Source organism: Halomonas lysinitropha (assembly GCF_902500215.1).
GTDB lineage: Bacteria > Pseudomonadota > Gammaproteobacteria > Pseudomonadales > Halomonadaceae > Halomonas > Halomonas lysinitropha.
On the sequence record NZ_CABVOU010000041.1, the window covers coordinates 1 to 16,166 of the forward strand.

The 16,166-nt window shown below is 66.3% G+C and carries 13 protein-coding genes; 12 read left to right on the plus strand and 1 reads right to left on the minus strand.

Annotated features, from left to right (window positions below):
* From HALO32_RS14265 to HALO32_RS14290, 6 genes are all read left to right on the plus strand, one after another.
* Positions 1 to 544: DNA polymerase III subunit gamma/tau C-terminal domain-containing protein (locus tag HALO32_RS14265; protein ID WP_325063460.1), on the plus strand; the 544-nt coding region annotated here is incomplete at its 5' end.
* 45 nt (positions 545 to 589) lie between these two features.
* Positions 590 to 916 carry a YbaB/EbfC family nucleoid-associated protein gene (locus HALO32_RS14270; RefSeq protein WP_151444575.1) on the plus strand — a complete coding sequence of 109 codons (327 nt, stop codon included), beginning with the start codon at positions 590 to 592 and terminating at the stop codon, positions 914 to 916.
* 13 nt (positions 917 to 929) lie between these two features.
* Positions 930 to 1,535: a recombination mediator RecR gene (gene recR / locus HALO32_RS14275; RefSeq protein ID WP_151444576.1), complete on the plus strand. Its 606-nt coding sequence runs from the start codon at positions 930 to 932 to the stop codon at positions 1,533 to 1,535.
* A 26-nt stretch (positions 1,536 to 1,561) separates the two neighbouring features.
* Positions 1,562 to 2,689: a ribonuclease D gene (gene rnd / locus HALO32_RS14280; protein ID WP_151444577.1), complete on the plus strand. Its 1,128-nt coding sequence runs from the start codon at positions 1,562 to 1,564 to the stop codon at positions 2,687 to 2,689.
* The gene (locus HALO32_RS14285; RefSeq protein WP_151444578.1) at positions 2,686 to 2,997 is read left to right on the plus strand and encodes a YcgL domain-containing protein; all 312 of its coding nucleotides are present in this window, start codon (positions 2,686 to 2,688) and stop codon (positions 2,995 to 2,997) included. Before rnd ends, HALO32_RS14285 begins: the two co-directional genes overlap by 4 nt.
* Positions 2,998 to 3,104: 107 nt before the next feature.
* Complete coding sequence (locus HALO32_RS14290; RefSeq protein WP_151444579.1) at positions 3,105 to 3,554, plus strand: YcgN family cysteine cluster protein; 450 nt, start codon at positions 3,105 to 3,107, stop codon at positions 3,552 to 3,554.
* Positions 3,555 to 3,558: 4 nt separating this feature from the next.
* Here the strand turns inward: HALO32_RS14290 and HALO32_RS14295 are convergent, their stop codons facing one another.
* The gene (locus HALO32_RS14295; protein WP_151444580.1) at positions 3,559 to 5,820 is read right to left on the minus strand and encodes a S9 family peptidase; all 2,262 of its coding nucleotides are present in this window, start codon (positions 5,818 to 5,820) and stop codon (positions 3,559 to 3,561) included.
* Between the two features lie 71 nt (positions 5,821 to 5,891).
* On the opposite strand from HALO32_RS14295, the gene HALO32_RS14300 reads away from it, so the two are divergent.
* The 6 genes from HALO32_RS14300 (at position 5,892) to HALO32_RS14325 (ending at position 16,144) form a co-directional block, all read left to right on the plus strand.
* A complete protein-coding gene (locus HALO32_RS14300; RefSeq protein WP_151444581.1) occupies positions 5,892 to 6,338 on the plus strand; it encodes a hypothetical protein in 447 nt (148 codons plus the stop codon).
* Positions 6,339 to 6,373: 35 nt separating this feature from the next.
* Positions 6,374 to 8,227 carry a vWA domain-containing protein gene (locus HALO32_RS14305; RefSeq protein WP_225810055.1) on the plus strand — a complete coding sequence of 618 codons (1,854 nt, stop codon included), beginning with the start codon at positions 6,374 to 6,376 and terminating at the stop codon, positions 8,225 to 8,227.
* A complete protein-coding gene (locus HALO32_RS14310) occupies positions 8,220 to 9,008 on the plus strand; it encodes a class II glutamine amidotransferase (protein ID WP_151444582.1) in 789 nt (262 codons plus the stop codon). Before HALO32_RS14305 ends, HALO32_RS14310 begins: the two co-directional genes overlap by 8 nt.
* Before the next feature lie 101 nt (positions 9,009 to 9,109).
* On the plus strand, positions 9,110 to 10,786 hold the full coding sequence (locus HALO32_RS14315; protein WP_151444583.1) for an AMP-binding protein: 1,677 nt from the start codon (positions 9,110 to 9,112) through the stop codon (positions 10,784 to 10,786).
* Positions 10,787 to 11,057: 271 nt separating this feature from the next.
* Positions 11,058 to 15,026: an ATP-dependent RNA helicase HrpA gene (gene hrpA / locus HALO32_RS14320; protein WP_225810059.1), complete on the plus strand. Its 3,969-nt coding sequence runs from the start codon at positions 11,058 to 11,060 to the stop codon at positions 15,024 to 15,026.
* Positions 15,023 to 16,144 (plus strand): beta-ketoacyl-ACP synthase III, encoded by a 1,122-nt coding sequence (locus HALO32_RS14325; RefSeq protein ID WP_151444585.1) that lies wholly within the window; start codon positions 15,023 to 15,025, stop codon positions 16,142 to 16,144. The genes hrpA and HALO32_RS14325 overlap by 4 nt, the downstream gene beginning before the upstream one ends.
* Positions 16,145 to 16,166 lie beyond the last annotated feature (22 nt).

The following is a 16,166-nucleotide window of genomic DNA, read 5'->3' on the forward strand; positions in this document are numbered from 1 at the left end:
TCCCCGTCCCATGCCCGATCCCCCTCCCTCGCGGCCGGCCGTCGAGGCCGTGCCGGCCCCGGCGCCGGACGATGAGCCACCCCCCTGGATCGAGCGGGAAGAGGAGGGTGCAGAGGCCCCCGCGCCCGTCGCTGAAGGGCACTTTGGTCATACCGACTGGCTGGCCTGCTTCGATTCACTGGGACTCGGGGGATTGACCCGAAACCTGGCTGCCCACTGCGTGGTCGAGGCCGATGACGGTGAGCGGCTCACACTGCGGCTTGACCCTTCCCAGGAGGCAATGCAGGCCGAAGTCCACGTGACACGTATTCGCGAGGCGCTGGCGGCCATCGGCATCGAGCGTCGTCTGATACTGTCCCCGGGGCCGCTGCCCTCCGAGGTCGAGACCCCCAAGCAGCAGGCCGACCGCCTGGCTGGCCAGCGGCATAGCGAGGCGATTGAAGCCTTGAACCGTGACCCCCATGTACAGAGACTGCAGCAGGCCTTCGGTGCACGCCTGATCGAATCCACGGTCAAGTCCACCGTTGGCCAGGTGCGCGGCTGAGCCGTGCCGCTCCGTCGATCACTAACCACGAGAGAGGAATCCGCCATGATGAAGGGTGGAATGGGTAACCTGATGAAGCAGGCCCAGGAAATGCAGGAAAAGATGCAGCGCGCCCAGGAGGAGGTCGCCAAGGCCGAGGTCCAGGGCGAGGCAGGAGCCGGCATGGTCAAGGTGACCATGAACGGACGCCACGACGTGAGCAAGGTCGATATCGACCCCAGCATCATGGAAGAGGACAAGGAGCTGCTCGAGGACCTGCTCGGCGCGGCGGTGAACGATGCCGTGCGCAAGGTAGAGGCCAGCTCCAAGGCCAAGATGGAGGAGGCCACGGCCGGTCTCGACTTGCCACCGGGCTTCAAGATGCCCTTCTGAGCGTGAATCGCCGATGAGCTTTTCCCCGCTGGTCGAGAGACTGATGGAGTCGCTGCGCGTGCTGCCGGGGGTCGGGCCCAAGACGGCCCAGCGCATGGCGATGCATCTCCTCGAGCGTGACCGCGAAGGCGGCCGGCGCCTGGTGGAGACGCTGGGCGTGGCACTGGAGCAGGTCGGCTATTGCCGTCGTTGTCGTACGCTCACCGAGGAGGACGTCTGCAGCATCTGCACGAGTGTGCGGCGTGACGATGATCTGCTCTGCGTGGTGGAATCTCCCGCCGACCAGCTGGCCATCGAGGAGGCCGGCGGTTACCGTGGACGCTACTTTGTGCTGCATGGCCATCTCTCGCCCCTGGACGGCATCGGCCCCGAGGATATCGGGCTCGATCAGCTCGAGGCACGCGTCGCCGAGGGAGCCGTGGAAGAGGTGGTGCTTGCCACCAACCCCACCGTGGAAGGCGAGGCGACCGCCCATTACATCGCCGCTCAGCTTTCTTCGCTGGACGTGAGGCTCTCGCGGCTGGCCTACGGTGTCCCCATGGGCGGTGAGCTCGAATACGTCGATGGTGGCACCCTGAGCCGCGCCTTCAACGGTCGCCTGCCCTTCCGGGGCGAGTGACGCCCCTTTCCCTGCTGGAACCCTGCATGCCACTGACCCCCGAGATTTGTTGGATCGATACCCCCGAGGCCCTGGATGCCGCCTGTGCCGAGGTGTCGTCGACCGAGGTCATCGCCCTGGACACCGAGTTCTTTCGCGAGAGCACCTTCCACCCGGTGCCGGCGCTGATCCAGTTCGCCGCGGGCGGCCCTGCCTACCTGGTGGACCCCCTGGAAGTGGCTTGTACCCAGGCCTTCCAGCGCCTGCTCTCGTCGGGGCCGCTCAAGCTGCTGCATGCGTCCAGTGAGGATCTCGAGGTCTTCGCCCACTGGGCCGGGGTGCCGGTCGTGCCGCTGGTGGATACCCAGATCGCCCAGTCGCTGCTCGGCGAGGTGCCGTCCATGGGCTATCAGAAGCTGGTGGAATTCTGGGTCGGCGAGACCCTGCCCAAGGACGAAACCCGTTCCGACTGGCTCAAGCGCCCGCTAAGCGAGACCCAGCGGCTCTATGCCGCTCTGGACGTGGTCTACCTGCTGGAGGTGTGGCAACACCAGCGCGAGGCCCTGGAGCACCAGGGGCGGCTCTCCTGGGTCGAGGCGGACTGTGCGGACCTGGTCGCCCTGTCGGCACGCAGTGCCACCGCCGATGGCCAGTGGTACCTGCGCCATCGCCAGCTGTGGCGGTTTTCGCCGCGTCAGGTAGAAGCCTATCGGCGCCTGACCCGCTGGCGTGAGGGAGAAGCCCGGCGCCGCGATGTACCACGTGGCTGGCTGGTGCCTGACCGGCTGCTCTACGCCATCGCCGAACAACTGCCGGACAACCGCTTCGAGCTGGCTCGGATCGAGGACATCAAGCCGCCGCTGGTCAAGCGTGAGGGTGACGAGCTGCTCAGGCTGGTAAGCGAGGCGTTGCACGTCGACGAAAGCGAGCTACCGACGGCGCCGCTCTCGCCGATGGCGCCCGCGTTCAAGCAACGCCTCAAGGCGCTGAAGAAAGTGGTCAATGCCGAAGCGCTGGCGCTCGGTGTGGCGCCGGAGGTGCTGCTCAAGCGCCGCGATCTGGAGGCCCTGGTGGGTGCCGATCTCATGGGTCAGCCCTTATCGCTGCCCGAGGGTTGGCGCGGCGAGCGACTGAATGCGGGCCTGGTGGCGGCCCTCGAGGAGGTATCCCGATGAGCGATGACCGCATGCGTGGCGACAAGCTGCTGTGCGAGGTCTTCAAGAGCTCGCGCAAGGAGCAGATGTATCTCTACGTGGACAAACGCCAGGGCCTAGAGGCGGTGCCCGAAGCCCTGCTCGAACCGTTCGGCAAGCCGCTGCCGGCCATGACGCTGATTCTCACCCCCGAGAAATCGCTGGGACGAGCCAGGGCTGCAGACGTCATGGCCGCTATCCGCGACAAGGGCTACTACCTGCAGATGCCGCCGGCCAAGGAGGATTATCTGCTGGACCTTTATCGCACCCCCACCGAGGCGAGGTACTAGCCGCGCGGGAATGGAATAGGGTGACGGAGTACGGGTGACGGCGTACGGGTCTGACCCTGAGCTCCACTGAAACATAGTGAAAGGCGAATCCCAGGGGGCGAGCAACAATGAGAGAACGGTTCTGGGAGCGCTTCGACCTCGAAGAGCTCACCAACGAAGAGTGGGAGGCGCTCTGCGACGGCTGTGGCCAGTGCTGCCTGCTCAAATTCCAGGACGAAACGTCTGGCGAGCTGGCGGTGCTCAACGTTGCCTGCGAGCTGCTGGATATCCACAGCTGTCGCTGCAGCGACTATGCGCATCGGTTCGAGAAGGTACCGGACTGCACGCAACTCACCCCCGAGCGCATCGACGACTTCCGCTGGCTGCCGAAATCCTGCGCCTATCGTCGGGTGGCGGAGGGGCGCAAGCTGGCCGCCTGGCACCCGCTGATCGCCGGCGGACCCGAACGGATGCACCGCAAGGGTATCAGCGTGCGCAGCTTCGCCGTCTCGCAGCGCGAGGTTCCCGAGGAGGAACTCGAGGAGCACATCATCGCCATTCTGCCCATCGATGGCTGAGGGCTCAGCTATCGCGCTGCTCGAGCCCCAGCGCCCAGAGGAGAAAGGCATCCTGACGGGCGTTGTCGTGCCAGGCCTTGAAGCGCCCCGAGGCCCCGCCATGGCCGGCGGCCATATCGATCCGCATCAGGATGGGGCGGCCTTCCGCGGGGCGGCCTTCCGCGGGGCGGCCTTCTAAGCGCCCCGAGGCCCCGCCATGGCCGGCGGCCATATCGATCCGCATCAGGATGGGGCGGCCTTCCGCGGGGCGGCCTTCCGCGGGGCGGCCTTCTGCGGGGCGGTTTGTCGATGTGGGGCCCTCCCCACCCTGGTCACGGCTCAGCTCCTTGAGGCGGGCATAGAGCTTGGCGGGTTCCCAGTAGGGCACCCGAGTGTCGTGCCAGCTGCCCTGCAGGAATACCGCCGGCCAGGGCTGTGCCGAGAGATTGTCCAGCGGTGAGTAGTCACGGATGCGCCGTCGTGCCTCGGGTTCACGGGGGTCACCCCATTCGGTGTATTCCGCCGTGGTGAGCGGCAGGTCGGGGTTCTCCATGGTGCGCAGCACGTCGACGAAGGGTACGTCGAGAACGGCAGCACAGAAGGACTCAGGGGCCAGGTTGAGGCTGGCACTGACCAGCAGCCCGCCGGCACTGGCGCCGTAGGCCGCAATCCGCTCGCCGTCGCCGAAGCCCTTCTCGACCAGGGCATCGCGGGCGGCGAGGAAGTCGTGGAAGCTGTTCGCCTTGTGCTCGAGCTTGCCCGCGAGGTACCAGGGCTCGCCGCGATCGCCGCCGCCGCGCACGTGCGCCACGGCAAAGGCCGCGCCGCGTGCCAGCAGTTCCAGCCGTGCGACCGAGAACCAGGGATCGAGCACCTCGCCGTAGGCGCCGTAGCCGAAGAGCAGGGTGGGTAACGGGTGACCGGCCAGGTCGGCTCGCATCACCACCGAGACGGGGACGCGTTCACCGTCGTGGGAGGTCGCCCAGAGCCTCTCGCAGACCAGCTGCTCGGGCTTCAGGTCGCCGTGGATGGGCTGCTGCTTGAGTAGACGCCGCTGGCCAGTGTCGAGGTCATGCTCGAGCCAGGTCACCGGCAGGATGAAGGACTCCTCGCGCAGGCGCAGGCGTCGCGTGTCGAAGTGGGGCGCGTCGCCCAGTGCCAGGCTGCAGTGCAGCTCCGGCAACGGCAGTCGTTCATCGCGAGTGATGGCGTTGTCGCCATCCAGCTCGAGGACGCGCAGGTGCACCTGGGCTTCGTGATGGTCGCGCTCGGTGATGACCAGCCCCCAGTCGAAGGCGTCGACGCCCTCCAGGGTGTCGTCGTCGCGATGGGCGATCAGCGGCTGCCAGTCCTTCGCGGGATCCGACTCGCCCAGCCGCGCTTCCGCCACCACGTCCAGCTGAAAGTGAGTGGCCTCGCGATTGTGCAGGACGTAGAAGTGGCCCGGGCGGTGGTCCAGGGCGTACTCCACGCCGTTTTCCCGGGGCCGGAAGCAGCGCGGCGCGGTCGCCGGTGCCCGAGCCGGAATCAGGTAGCTCTCGCTGGTGTCCTTGGAAGAGCTCTCCAGGATCAGCCATTCCCGGGAGCGAGTCTTGCCGAGCCCCAGCCAGAACTCGGGGTCCTCCTCGCGCAGCACCAGTGCCGGCTCCCCGGCGCTGCCTTCTTCCATGACCAGGCGCCAGATGCTCTCCGGACGCTGGGTGGCGTCATAGCGGGTGAAAAGCAGGGTGACATTGTCCTCGGCCCAGCCGATCTCGGGGCCGATCTCCTCGAGCAGCACCCTGGGCTCACCGTCGGGCAGTTGCTTGAGGTAGAGCTTGTAGGTCTCATCGCCGCGGGTGTCCTCGGTCCAGGCCAGCCAGGCCTCATCCGGGGAGAGGGCCATGTCACCCACCTCGAGGAAGTCGTGCTCGCGGGCCCGGGCCTGCAGGTCGAGGAAGCACTCTGCGGCATCGGGGGCGTCATTGGGGTGACGCCACCAGACCGGATAGTCGGCGTCCACCGCCGTCTCGCTCCATACCGTGTAATGATCCAGCGGGGTCCTCAGCCCGTGGACGGCGAGTTCGCGGCGGGCCAGGTGGCCGTGGTAGAGGCGCTCGACCAGATCGTCGAGGGGAGCGAACCAGCGGCGCAACTCTTGATTGGCGGCTTCCAGGAAATCGCTGACTTCCGGGTCATCGTGGTTCTCCAGCCAGTGCCATGCCGGGTCGTCGGTATGGCGGAAGCGGTTGACGGGATCGACGGCAGTCGTCTCGGTGGCCTGGTCACGTGGTGGCTGTGCTTTCATTGCGCGAGATGTACCATACTCAGTGTATTTTCAAGAACGTGCGTTCTGGACGCCAAGGTCGCGAGGTCGTGATGCTGATTTCGGATTCAATATCCCTACTATGGCTGGTCTACGGCGTATTGTCGCTGGTCGTGCTGCTGACGGGCTACCTGGGGCTGGCCTTCCTGCCGCGCTTGCCGCGGCTGGTGATCACCTGGCTGGTGGCCGGCGTGATGTGGATGCCATCCCACTTTCGCCTGCCGCTGCTGGAGGAGGGCGAGTTCTACTCCGGCTTCGCCCCGGCGGTGGTGGTGGCGGCCGTGGCCCTCTTCGAGGGTAGTCGTGCGAGCCTCATGCCGTCCGCCTTGCTGGTCGCGGTGGGGGCAGGACTGGGATTTCTGGTGGGCTTGCTGCTGTGGTGGCGCGGCCGTCATCGCCGCACCTTCGACGACGATGACTACGTGGACATGCCTGACAATGCGCCCAACGGCTCCCGTCAGGGTGGCCGCGATGAGCGCCAGGAGCCAGTCATCGGCTGAATCTTCCGCTAATACTCGGTTAACAAGGAGCCCCAATGCGCGGGCTTGGCATGGAAAGGCCCTCTAGCCAGATGAGCTGGACGCTGGCCATCGGCTGTGTCCTCTGGTTATGGGCGAGCTCAACGCTGGCACAACTCGGCGAGGAGGAGCATCCGGACGTCCGAGTGGTGGTCGATGTCTCGGGCAGCATGAAGAAGAACGACCCCGAGCGTCTGGCGCTCAGTGCTCTGGACATGCTCGTGGCGCTGCTACCGAATGGCGCTACCGCGGGGGTCTGGACCTTCGGCCAGACGGTTGACAACCCTCTGCCGCTGGGCGAGGTGGACGCGGCCTGGCGCGAGCGGGCTCTGGACCTGCCGCCCGCCCTGCAGGAATACCAGCAGTACACCGATATCGAGGTGGCCCTGCGCGAAGCATCAAGGGCCGAGGCCAATGGCTGGAGGCACCTGGTACTGCTCACCGACGGCGTGATCGACCTCCCGCCAGCCCGGGGAGGCAAGCCCGAGATCGATGATGCCTCGCGGGTACGCCTGGTGGATGAGCTGGCCGCTGAGCTGGCCGACCAGGGCGTGGCCATTCATGCCGTCGCCTTTTCCGACCAGGCCGACCTGGCGCTGGTGGAGCGACTCGCCCAGTCTACCGGGGGGCTGGCGGCGTTGGCTGAGAATCCCGAGAGCCTGCTGGGCGCCTTTCTCGATATCATCGAGCGTATCTTCCCTGCTGATCAGGTGCCGCTGGAGGCGGGACGCTTCGTCATCGACGACGAGGTGGAGACCTTCTCGGCGCTGGTCTTCCATGAGCCCGACGATGGCCCCCTGACCCTGGTCGCGCCGGACGGCACGCGCTACCGGGCCGACGAGGCGCCGGATGTCATTCGTTGGCGGGTGGAGCCGCGCTTCGACCTGATCCGGGTGCCCGATCCCCAGCTTGGTGAGTGGCGCCTAGTGGGGCCGGTGGGCGAGGGCAGTCGTATCAACGTCGCCTCCCCGCTTCACCTGCGCACCGCCGAACTGCCGGCCACCCTCTATCTGGGCTTCGAGGTCCCCCTGGAGGCCTGGGTGGAGCGCGATGATGGCCCCTTAGGCCAGGGAGACGAGGAGATTACCCTTTCAGTCTCACTGCAGGATGCCGAGGGCACGGTGCAGTCGCGGGTAACGCTGCAGGCCGAGGCGGGGCGTTTCCATGGCCGCCTGCCGGCGCCGGCCCTGACCGGCAATGCGCACCTGGTGATCCGTGCCGAGGGAGAGGCGTTCCAGCGTCAGCGGGTGCAGGCGGTGAACGTGCTGCCGGCCATCAGCGCGGCGTATCGGCCCAGTGACAAACGAGTGGTCCTGACCGCGGAGCATCCCCGGCTGAATCGTGAAAACACCGAGATCCATGGCGAGCTGCAGGGGGAGCGTATCGAGGCCCGAACAGCCGGGAGCTCGCGCTGGCATCTCGACCTGCCTGAGCGCGACGAGGCACTGAGTCGGCCTATGTTGCTCAATGCCACCATCGAGCTGGACGGCGAGACCCGCGAACTCTCCCTGCCGCGCCTGATGCTCAACCCCGGAGGCCGCGTCGGCATCGACCTGGCGGATGTGGGCGGGCCGAGCCTGGGTACCGAGCGCCTCGATGACGGAGGCCGGAGGGATACCTCATTGCCGCCTTCCGAGACAGCGGCCGACCACTTCGTCACCTGGATCAATCGCCTGCCCGCGAAGGCGCATGCTCTCTGGCAGGCGGGTGTGCCCGGCCTGCAGCGGTTATGGGAGTTACATGGCCGTGATCCGCGCCTCTGGGGTGCCGTCGCGGCCGTGGCGATGATGGTGGTGCTTTGGCTGGTGGTCAGCCTGATTCGGCGTCGCCGTGTGCGACGCCCGGTACACCGGGAGGAACCCCATGTGTGAGCTGCTGGGCATGAGCGCCAATGTGCCCACCGATATCTGCTTCAGCTTTACCGGCTTCCTGCACCGTGGTGGTGGCACCGGGCCTCACCGCGATGGCTGGGGCATCGCCTTCTACGAGGAGGGCGGCTATCGAGACTTCCGCGACCCGCACCCCTCGGTGCACTCGCCCATCGCGCGGCTGATCTGCGACTACCCGATCAAGTCGAAGATTGTGATCAGCCATATTCGTCAGGCCAATGTTGGCCAGGTTCGCCTGGCCAATACCCATCCCTTTGTCCGCGAGATGTGGGGGCGCCCCTGGTGCTACGCGCACAATGGCCAGCTCACCGATTGGCAGTCGCTGCCGCACTCCTTCTACCGCCCAGTGGGAACCACCGACAGCGAGCATGCCTTCTGCTGGCTGCTCGGCGAGCTGCGCGGTGCCTTCCCCGAACCGCCGGATGACGATGACCAGCATCATGCCCTTTGGCGGATCCTTCACGGTCTCTGCGAACGTCTTCGCGGTCTGGGGGTCTTCAATCTGCTGCTGGCCGATGGCGAATACCTCTACACGTTCTGTTCCACCAAGCTGGCACACATCACGCGGCGGGCACCCTTCGGCCGGGCAAGCCTCTCGGACGCTGAATTGGCCGTCAATTTCGCCGAGCACACCACGCCCGACGATGTGGTCTCGGTGATCGCTACCGAGCCGCTCACTGACAATGAGTCGTGGGTGCGAATGGTGCCTGGCGAGCTGCTGGTCTGGCAGGGCGGGGTAATCCAAGCACGATTTAAAACGTGAGTTTCAATCGTATGTTTTACAGCCGCAAAACCGCTGGTATAAGGTAGAGGTACAAAACAACAAGCCTGCTGATGACATCAGCCGCAGCGTGGAGACTGCCCATGAGCGAGAACGCCAAGCCCGCCATCCTGTCCGGTCAGCCCCTGGAGGGGCTCGATGACTATGCCTCGGTGATGGATGTCTTCCACTCCTCCGTGGCCCGTTTTGCCGACAAGCCGGCGTTCAGCTGCATGGGGCGGGTGCTGACCTATACCGAGCTCGATCGCCTCTCCGCTGACTTTGCCGCCTGGTTGCAGCATGAGACCACCCTGCAACCCGGCGACCACATCGCCATTCAACTGCCCAACGTGCTGCAGTTCCCGTTGGCGGTCTTCGGTGCCCTGCGAGCCGGGCTGGTGGTGGTCAATACCAACCCGCTTTATACCGAGCGAGAGATGGTCCACCAGTTCAAGGACTCCGGCGCTCGGGCCATCGTCATCCTGGCCAACATGGCCGACAAGCTCGAACGAATTCTCGAGCGTACCGATATCCAGCATGTGGTGATCACCGAGCTGGGGGACCTGCACGGCTTCCCGAAGCGCCAGTTGATCAATGCCGTGGTCAAGCACGTCAAGAAGATGGTGCCGGCCTATTCGTTGCCCGGTGCCACACCGATGCGAAGAGCCCTGCGCGCCGGTGCCGGGCGTCGCCATGAGGATGTCTCGCGCGGTCCGGACGATATCGCCGCGCTGCAGTACACCGGCGGTACCACGGGGCTTGCCAAGGGTGCCATGCTGACCCACCGCAACCTGGTGGCCAATATGCTCCAGGCCCGCCAGGCCATCGGCCCGGCCCTGACTGACGGCGCCGAGACCATCATCGCCCCGCTGCCCGTCTATCATATCTATACCTTCACGGTGAACTGCCTGTTCATGATGGAGACCGGCAACCATTCGGTGCTGATCACCAATCCTCGCGACCTGGATGGCTTCGTCAAGACCCTCAAGGGGGTCTCCTTTACCGGCTTCATCGGGCTCAACACCCTCTTCAACGCCCTTTGCAACCGCGAGGACTTCCGCCGTCTCGATTTCTCCCGGCTGCATCTGACGATCTCCGGCGGCATGGCCCTGACCCATGCTGCCGCGCAGCGCTGGGAGGAGGTCACCGGCTGTCCGGTGGCCGAGGGCTACGGTCTGACCGAGACCTCGCCCATCGTCAGCTTCAATCCCGTGGATGCCATCCAGCTCGGCACCATCGGCAAGCCGGTGGCCGGCACCGAGGTCAAGGTGCTGGATGCCGATGGCCAGGATGCCCCCCTCGATACCGCCGGAGAGCTCTGCGTCAGAGGGCCTCAGGTGATGAAGGGGTACTGGAACCGGGACGAGGAGACCGCGCGATCGATCGACGACGCGGGCTGGTTCCGTACCGGCGATATTGCCGTGCTCCAGCCGGACGGCTATATCCGCATCGTCGACCGCAAGAAGGACATGATCCTGGTCTCCGGCTTCAACGTGTACCCCAACGAGATCGAGGATGTGGTGGCCGACCACCCCGGCGTGATCGAGTCCGCCGCCGTGGGGGTTCCCGACGAGACCAGCGGCGAGGCGATCAAGCTGTTTGTCGTCGCCGGGGACGAGAGCCTCGATGCCGAGTCTCTGCGAGCCTGGTGCAAGAAGGATCTCTCCGGCTACAAGGTGCCCCGGTACGTGGAGTTCCGCGATGAATTGCCCAAGACGAATGTGGGGAAGGTGTTGCGACGCCAACTGCGTGACGAAGAGCGCGAGAACACTGGCGGATGACCCGGGCAGCCCTGGCTGCCCGGGTCGCTGTCACGGCCAGGGGGAAGTGCGAGGGTCGATAGTTGCCACCTTGCAGCCTGATAGCCACTCTTGATGGTCCCGATTAGGCGCCATCGTGACCTCGGCGTTACAATGCACTGCCCGCTCCGGGAGTCCCGGGCGGGCGGTTTTTTATGATGATCGAGACCCGGAGAAGACCGTAGAGACCGTGACCACCGAGACCCGCCAGGCCCCCGCCACGACTGCCCAGGATGTCGCCGAGCTCGAGACCCTGAGCCGCGACCTTGCCGATGCCCTGCGGCGCGATGTCCCGACGCTGGACAAGCGACTGCGCGGGTTACGCCGTCGCCTGAGGGAAGGCAAACCCGTGGATCGCGGACTCGCCGAGGTGCGTCGCGCGCTCGAGCGTTCCCGGCAGCAGGTGGAGCGTCGCCGCGCGAAGCCGGTGACCCTCGATTATCCGCCCTCCCTGCCGGTGGCCGAGCGTCGGGAGGATATCCTCGAGGCCCTGCGCGAGCATCAGGTGGTGGTGGTGGCCGGCGAGACCGGCTCGGGCAAGACCACTCAGCTGCCCAAGATCTGCCTGGAGCTGGGTTTGGGGCGCCGCGGGCTGATCGGTCACACCCAGCCACGGCGCCTGGCGGCGCGCTCGGTGGCCAGCCGCCTAGCCGAGGAGCTCCAGGTGCCGGTGGGCGAGCAGGTGGGCTACCAGGTGCGCTTCACCGACCAGAGCAGTGATGAGACCCTGGTCAAGCTGATGACCGACGGTATCCTGCTCGCCGAGACCCGTCACGATCCGGATCTGATGCGCTACGAGGCGATCATCATCGATGAGGCCCACGAGCGCAGCCTCAACATCGATTTCCTGCTCGGCTACCTCCAGCGCCTCACCGCGCGGCGCCCCGATCTCAAGGTGATCATTACCTCGGCAACCATTGACGTGGTGCGCTTTGCCGAGCATTTCGGTCGCTCGGACGACCAGGGACGGTTCCAGCCGGCGCCTGTGGTGGAGGTCACCGGGCGAACCTATCCGGTGGAGGTACGCTATCGCCCGCTGGTCCGCGATGAGGACGACGAGGAAGATCGCACTCTGCAGGAGGGGATCCTCCACGCCGTGGAGGAGATCGAGCAGGTCGAGCGGGACAAGCGCTGGTTTCATGGTCCGCGCGACATCCTGGTGTTCCTGCCGGGGGAGCGCGAAATCCGCGAGACCGCCGACACCCTGCGCCGCGCCGACCTCAAGGGCACCGAGATCCTGCCGCTCTACGCGCGGCTCTCCAACGCCGAGCAGAACCGGGTCTTCGCGCCCCATGCGGGGCGGCGCATCGTGCTCGCCACCAACGTGGCGGAGACTTCGCTCACCGTGCCCGGCATCCGCTACGTCATCGATCCGGGCCTGGTGCGGCTCAGTCGCTATAGCTACAGGGCCAAGATCCAGCGCCTGCCGGTTGAGCCGGTCAGCCAGGCCAGTGCCAACCAGCGCAAGGGGCGCTGCGGGCGCGTGGCCGAAGGGGTCTGTATTCGCCTCTACGACGAGGAGGACTTTCTTGCCCGGCCCGAGTTCACCGACCCCGAGATCCGCCGCACCAACCTGGCCTCGGTGATCCTCTCGATGCTGTCGCTGAAGCTCGGTGACATCGAGGCCTTCCCCTTCGTTGATCCACCGGATTCACGCTTCGTCACCGATGGCTTCCGGCTGCTCTTCGAGCTGGGGGCCGTGGATGCGGACAACCGCCTGACCCCGCTGGGACGCAAGCTGGCGCGGCTGCCCATCGATCCGCGCCTGGCACGCATGGTGCTGGCCGGTGCCGAGCAGGGTGGGTTGCGCGAGGTGCTGATCGTGGTCGCCGGCCTGGCGGTGCAGGACCCTCGTGACCGGCCGGCCGACAAGCGCCAGGCCGCCGACCAGGCGCACCGGCGCTGGCAGGATCCGGACTCCGATTTCGTGGCCCTGCTCAATCTCTGGAACGGCTTCGAGGCCGCCCGGGAGGAGCTCTCGGGCAATCGGCTACGGCGCTGGTGCAGGGACCATTATCTCAATTACCTGCGCCTGCGCGAGTGGCACGACACCTTCCGACAGCTGCGCCAGCTGTTGCGCGACATGGAGATCGAAGTGCCCCCGCCGGCCCCGCGGCCTGCTGCCGATGAGCCGGAAATGGACGACCAGGCTCGCCGCGACGCCCATCGCAACAGCGGCGTGGCCCTGCACAAGGCCCTGCTCCCCGGGCTGCTATCTCATCTAGGGCTGCTCACCGAGAATCGCGAGTACCTGGGAGCCCGCAACCGCAAGTTCCTGATCCACCCGGGGTCGGGGCTGGCCAAGAAGTCTCCCAAGTGGCTGATGGCCTTCGAGCTGGTCGAGACCAGCAAGCTTTTCGCGCGCACCGTGGCCAGGATCGAGCCTCAATGGATCGAGCCGCTGGCGGGCCACCTGGTGAAGCGCTCCTATGCCGAGCCGCACTGGGAGATGAAGCGTGCCCAGGTGGTCGCCAGCGAACAGGTCACGCTCTTCGGCCTGCCGATCGTCGCCGGACGCAAGGTCCACTATGGCCCCATCGCCCCGCAGGAGGCCCGGGAGATCTTCATCCGCCGGGCGCTGGTGGAGGGCGAGTTTCGCACCAAGGGCGAATTCTTCGCACATAACCGGGCGCTGGTGGAAGAGGTCGAGGATCTCGAGGATCGCGCCCGCAAGCGCGATATCCTGGTCGACGAAGAGACCCTGTTCGCCTTCTACGACGAGCGCATCCCCGCGGACATCGTCAACGGCAAGGGTTTCGAGGCCTGGCGCCGCAAGGCCGAGCGCGAGAATCCCGACATCCTGAAGTTCGACCGTGCGGCCCTGCTGGCGCGGGAGGCCGGGGAGATCACCCGGGCCGACTACCCCGACGAGCTGTTGCTGGGCGGCGTGCGCTACCCGCTCAGCTATCACTTCGAGCCCGGTGCCGTGAATGACGGCGTGACCCTGACCGTACCGGCTGCCATGCTTCCCCAGCTGCCCCTGGCACGGCTCGAGTGGCTGGTCCCGGGCCTGTTGCGCGAGAAGTGCATCGCGCTGATGAAGTCGCTGCCCAAGTCGGTGCGCCGCCAGGTGGTGCCGATTCCCGACTGGGTCGACGCCGCCCTCGAGTCCCTGACCCCGGACGACAAGCCGCTCACCGAGGCGCTGGGCGAGTTCCTGCGCCGCCGCACCGGGTTGCGTGTACATCCCGATGACTGGCGGTTCGATCAGCTGGAGCCCCACCTGCTGATGAACCTGCGGGTGGTCGACCACCAGGGCCGGACCCTGGGACAGGGCCGCGATGCTCGTGAACTGGAACGTCGCTTCGAGGCTGCCGCGGGGGAGGGCGCCCGGGCCCTGGCCGCACAGGCCAGCAGCGAGGGTGACCTCGAGGCCCTGCCCGAGTCGCCCTTGCCCGAGTCCCGGGTCACCACCCAGGCCGGCATCCGGGTGGAGGCCTACCCGGCCCTGGTGCCCGTCAAGGATGCCTTCCGGGTCGAGCTTTTCGACCATCCCGACAAGGCCCGCGAAGCCCATCGCCGCGGCGTGGTTCGAGCGGCCATGGAAGGTCTGTCTGACCAGGTGAGGGCTATCGAGGGCCTGAAGGGGCTGGAGACCTGTGCGCTGCTGTTCGCCAAGGTGGGCAGCAAGCGTCAGCTTATCGAGGATGTGGTGGCAGCGGTGTTCCGCCAGGTGGTAGCCACCGACCCGCTGCCGCGCTCGCGGAGCGAGCTGGACCAGCGCCTCGAGGCGCAGCGCGATGCGCTGCTGCCCCGAGCGGAGGCCCTGGTGGCCACCCTGGAGCAGGCACTCAAGGGGCACCTGGCCGTGAGCAAGGCGCTGAAGGGGCAGCTGAACCTGGCCCAGGCACTGGTCTACAGTGACCTCAAGGCCCAGATGCAGCGACTGGTGCATCCCGGTTTCGTCAGCGAGGCCGGGGAGTGGCTCGAGGAGTACCCTCGGTACATGGAAGCGGCGTTGATTCGCCTGGAAAAAGCGCCGCGGGAACGCATGCGCGACCAGATGCAGATGCAGGAGGTTCGGGACCTCGAGGCACGACTTGACGCGCGTCGCGAGAGCGAGCGACGCGGTGATGTTGAGGATCCGGCACTGGTGGAGTTCGGCTGGTGGATCGAGGAGCTGCGGGTCTCACTCTTCGCGCAGCAGCTGGGCACGAAGTTTCCGGTTTCCACCAAGCGTCTCGAGAAGCGCTGGACAGAACTCACAGGGAGAACAGCATGAGCCAAGTGGTGATCACCGGAACGGGCCTCTTCACTCCGGAGCATGCCATCGACAACGCGGCCCTGGTGGCCTCGTTCAACGCCTGGGTCGACGCCGAGAATGCGCACCATGCCGAGGCCATCGCCGCCGGCGAGCGCGAGCCGCTGCCGCACTCCAGTACTGAGTTCATCGTCAAGGCCTCGGGCATCCACAGCCGCTACGTGCTCGACGCCGAAGGCATCCTCGATCCTGAGCGCATGCGGCCCCGGCTGCCGGAGCGCGGCAATGACGAGCCCTCCCTCCAGTGCGAGATGGGCCTGGTCGCGGCGCACGAGGCCCTGGGCCAGGCAGGGGTAGGCGCAGAGGATATCGAGCTGGTCATCGTCGCCTGCTCCAACCTGGAGCGGCCCTATCCGGCCGTCGCAGTGGAACTCCAGGAGGCGCTCGGTGCGGGCGGCTACGCCTTCGACATGAATGTCGCCTGCAGCTCGGCGACCTTTGCCATCGAGGTGGCCGCCAACGCCATCCGCGCCGGCAGCGTCAAGCGTGCCCTGGTGGTCGACCCGGAGATCTGCTCGGCACACCTCAACTTCCGGGATCGCGACAGCCACTTCATCTTCGGAGATGCCTGTACCGCCATCGTGCTGGAAAGCGACGCCGTGGCGACGGCCGAGGCACGCTTCGAGATCCTCGGTACGCGGCTGGTGACGCGCTTCTCCAACGCCATACGCAACAACGCCGGCTTCCTCAACCGGGTTTCCGACAGCGATCCGCAGGCCGTCGACAAGCTTTTTGTCCAGGAGGGTCGGCGTGTCTTCAAGGAGGTCTGTCCTCTGGTGGCGGCGCTGATCACTGATCACCTGGCGAGCCTCGAACTGGCGGGTGACGACCTGTCGCGGCTCTGGCTTCATCAGGCCAACCGTCACATGAACGACCTTATCGCCCGGCGCGTACTGGGTCATGATCCAAATCCTCAACAGGCGCCGATCATCCTCGATCGCTATGCCAATACCAGCTCGGCAGGCTCGATCATCGCCTTTCATCTGCATCGGGACGACCTGCCGAGCGGCGCGCTCGGGGTGGTCTGTTCCTTCGGCGCGGGATACAGTGCCGGCAGCGTGGTGGTGCGTCGTCAATGAGCGGCACGACAGGGAATCGCTG

Bases quoted from the DNA above. Each gene is read 5' to 3' on its own strand.
- HALO32_RS14300 (WP_151444581.1), top strand. From the start codon at position 5,892: ATGCTGATTTCGGATTCAATATCCCTACTATGGCTGGTCTACGGCGTA.
- HALO32_RS14290 (WP_151444579.1), top strand. From the start codon at position 3,105: ATGAGAGAACGGTTCTGGGAGCGCTTCGACCTCGAAGAGCTCACCAAC.
- HALO32_RS14315 (WP_151444583.1), top strand. From the start codon at position 9,110: ATGAGCGAGAACGCCAAGCCCGCCATCCTGTCCGGTCAGCCCCTGGAG.
- HALO32_RS14310 (WP_151444582.1), top strand. From the start codon at position 8,220: ATGTGTGAGCTGCTGGGCATGAGCGCCAATGTGCCCACCGATATCTGC.
- HALO32_RS14270 (WP_151444575.1), top strand. From the start codon at position 590: ATGATGAAGGGTGGAATGGGTAACCTGATGAAGCAGGCCCAGGAAATG.
- rnd (WP_151444577.1), top strand. From the start codon at position 1,562: ATGCCACTGACCCCCGAGATTTGTTGGATCGATACCCCCGAGGCCCTG.
- HALO32_RS14325 (WP_151444585.1), top strand. From the start codon at position 15,023: ATGAGCCAAGTGGTGATCACCGGAACGGGCCTCTTCACTCCGGAGCAT.
- HALO32_RS14305 (WP_225810055.1), top strand. From the start codon at position 6,374: ATGCGCGGGCTTGGCATGGAAAGGCCCTCTAGCCAGATGAGCTGGACG.
- HALO32_RS14295 (WP_151444580.1), bottom strand. From the start codon at position 5,820: ATGAAAGCACAGCCACCACGTGACCAGGCCACCGAGACGACTGCCGTC.
- recR (WP_151444576.1), top strand. From the start codon at position 930: ATGAGCTTTTCCCCGCTGGTCGAGAGACTGATGGAGTCGCTGCGCGTG.
- HALO32_RS14285 (WP_151444578.1), top strand. From the start codon at position 2,686: ATGAGCGATGACCGCATGCGTGGCGACAAGCTGCTGTGCGAGGTCTTC.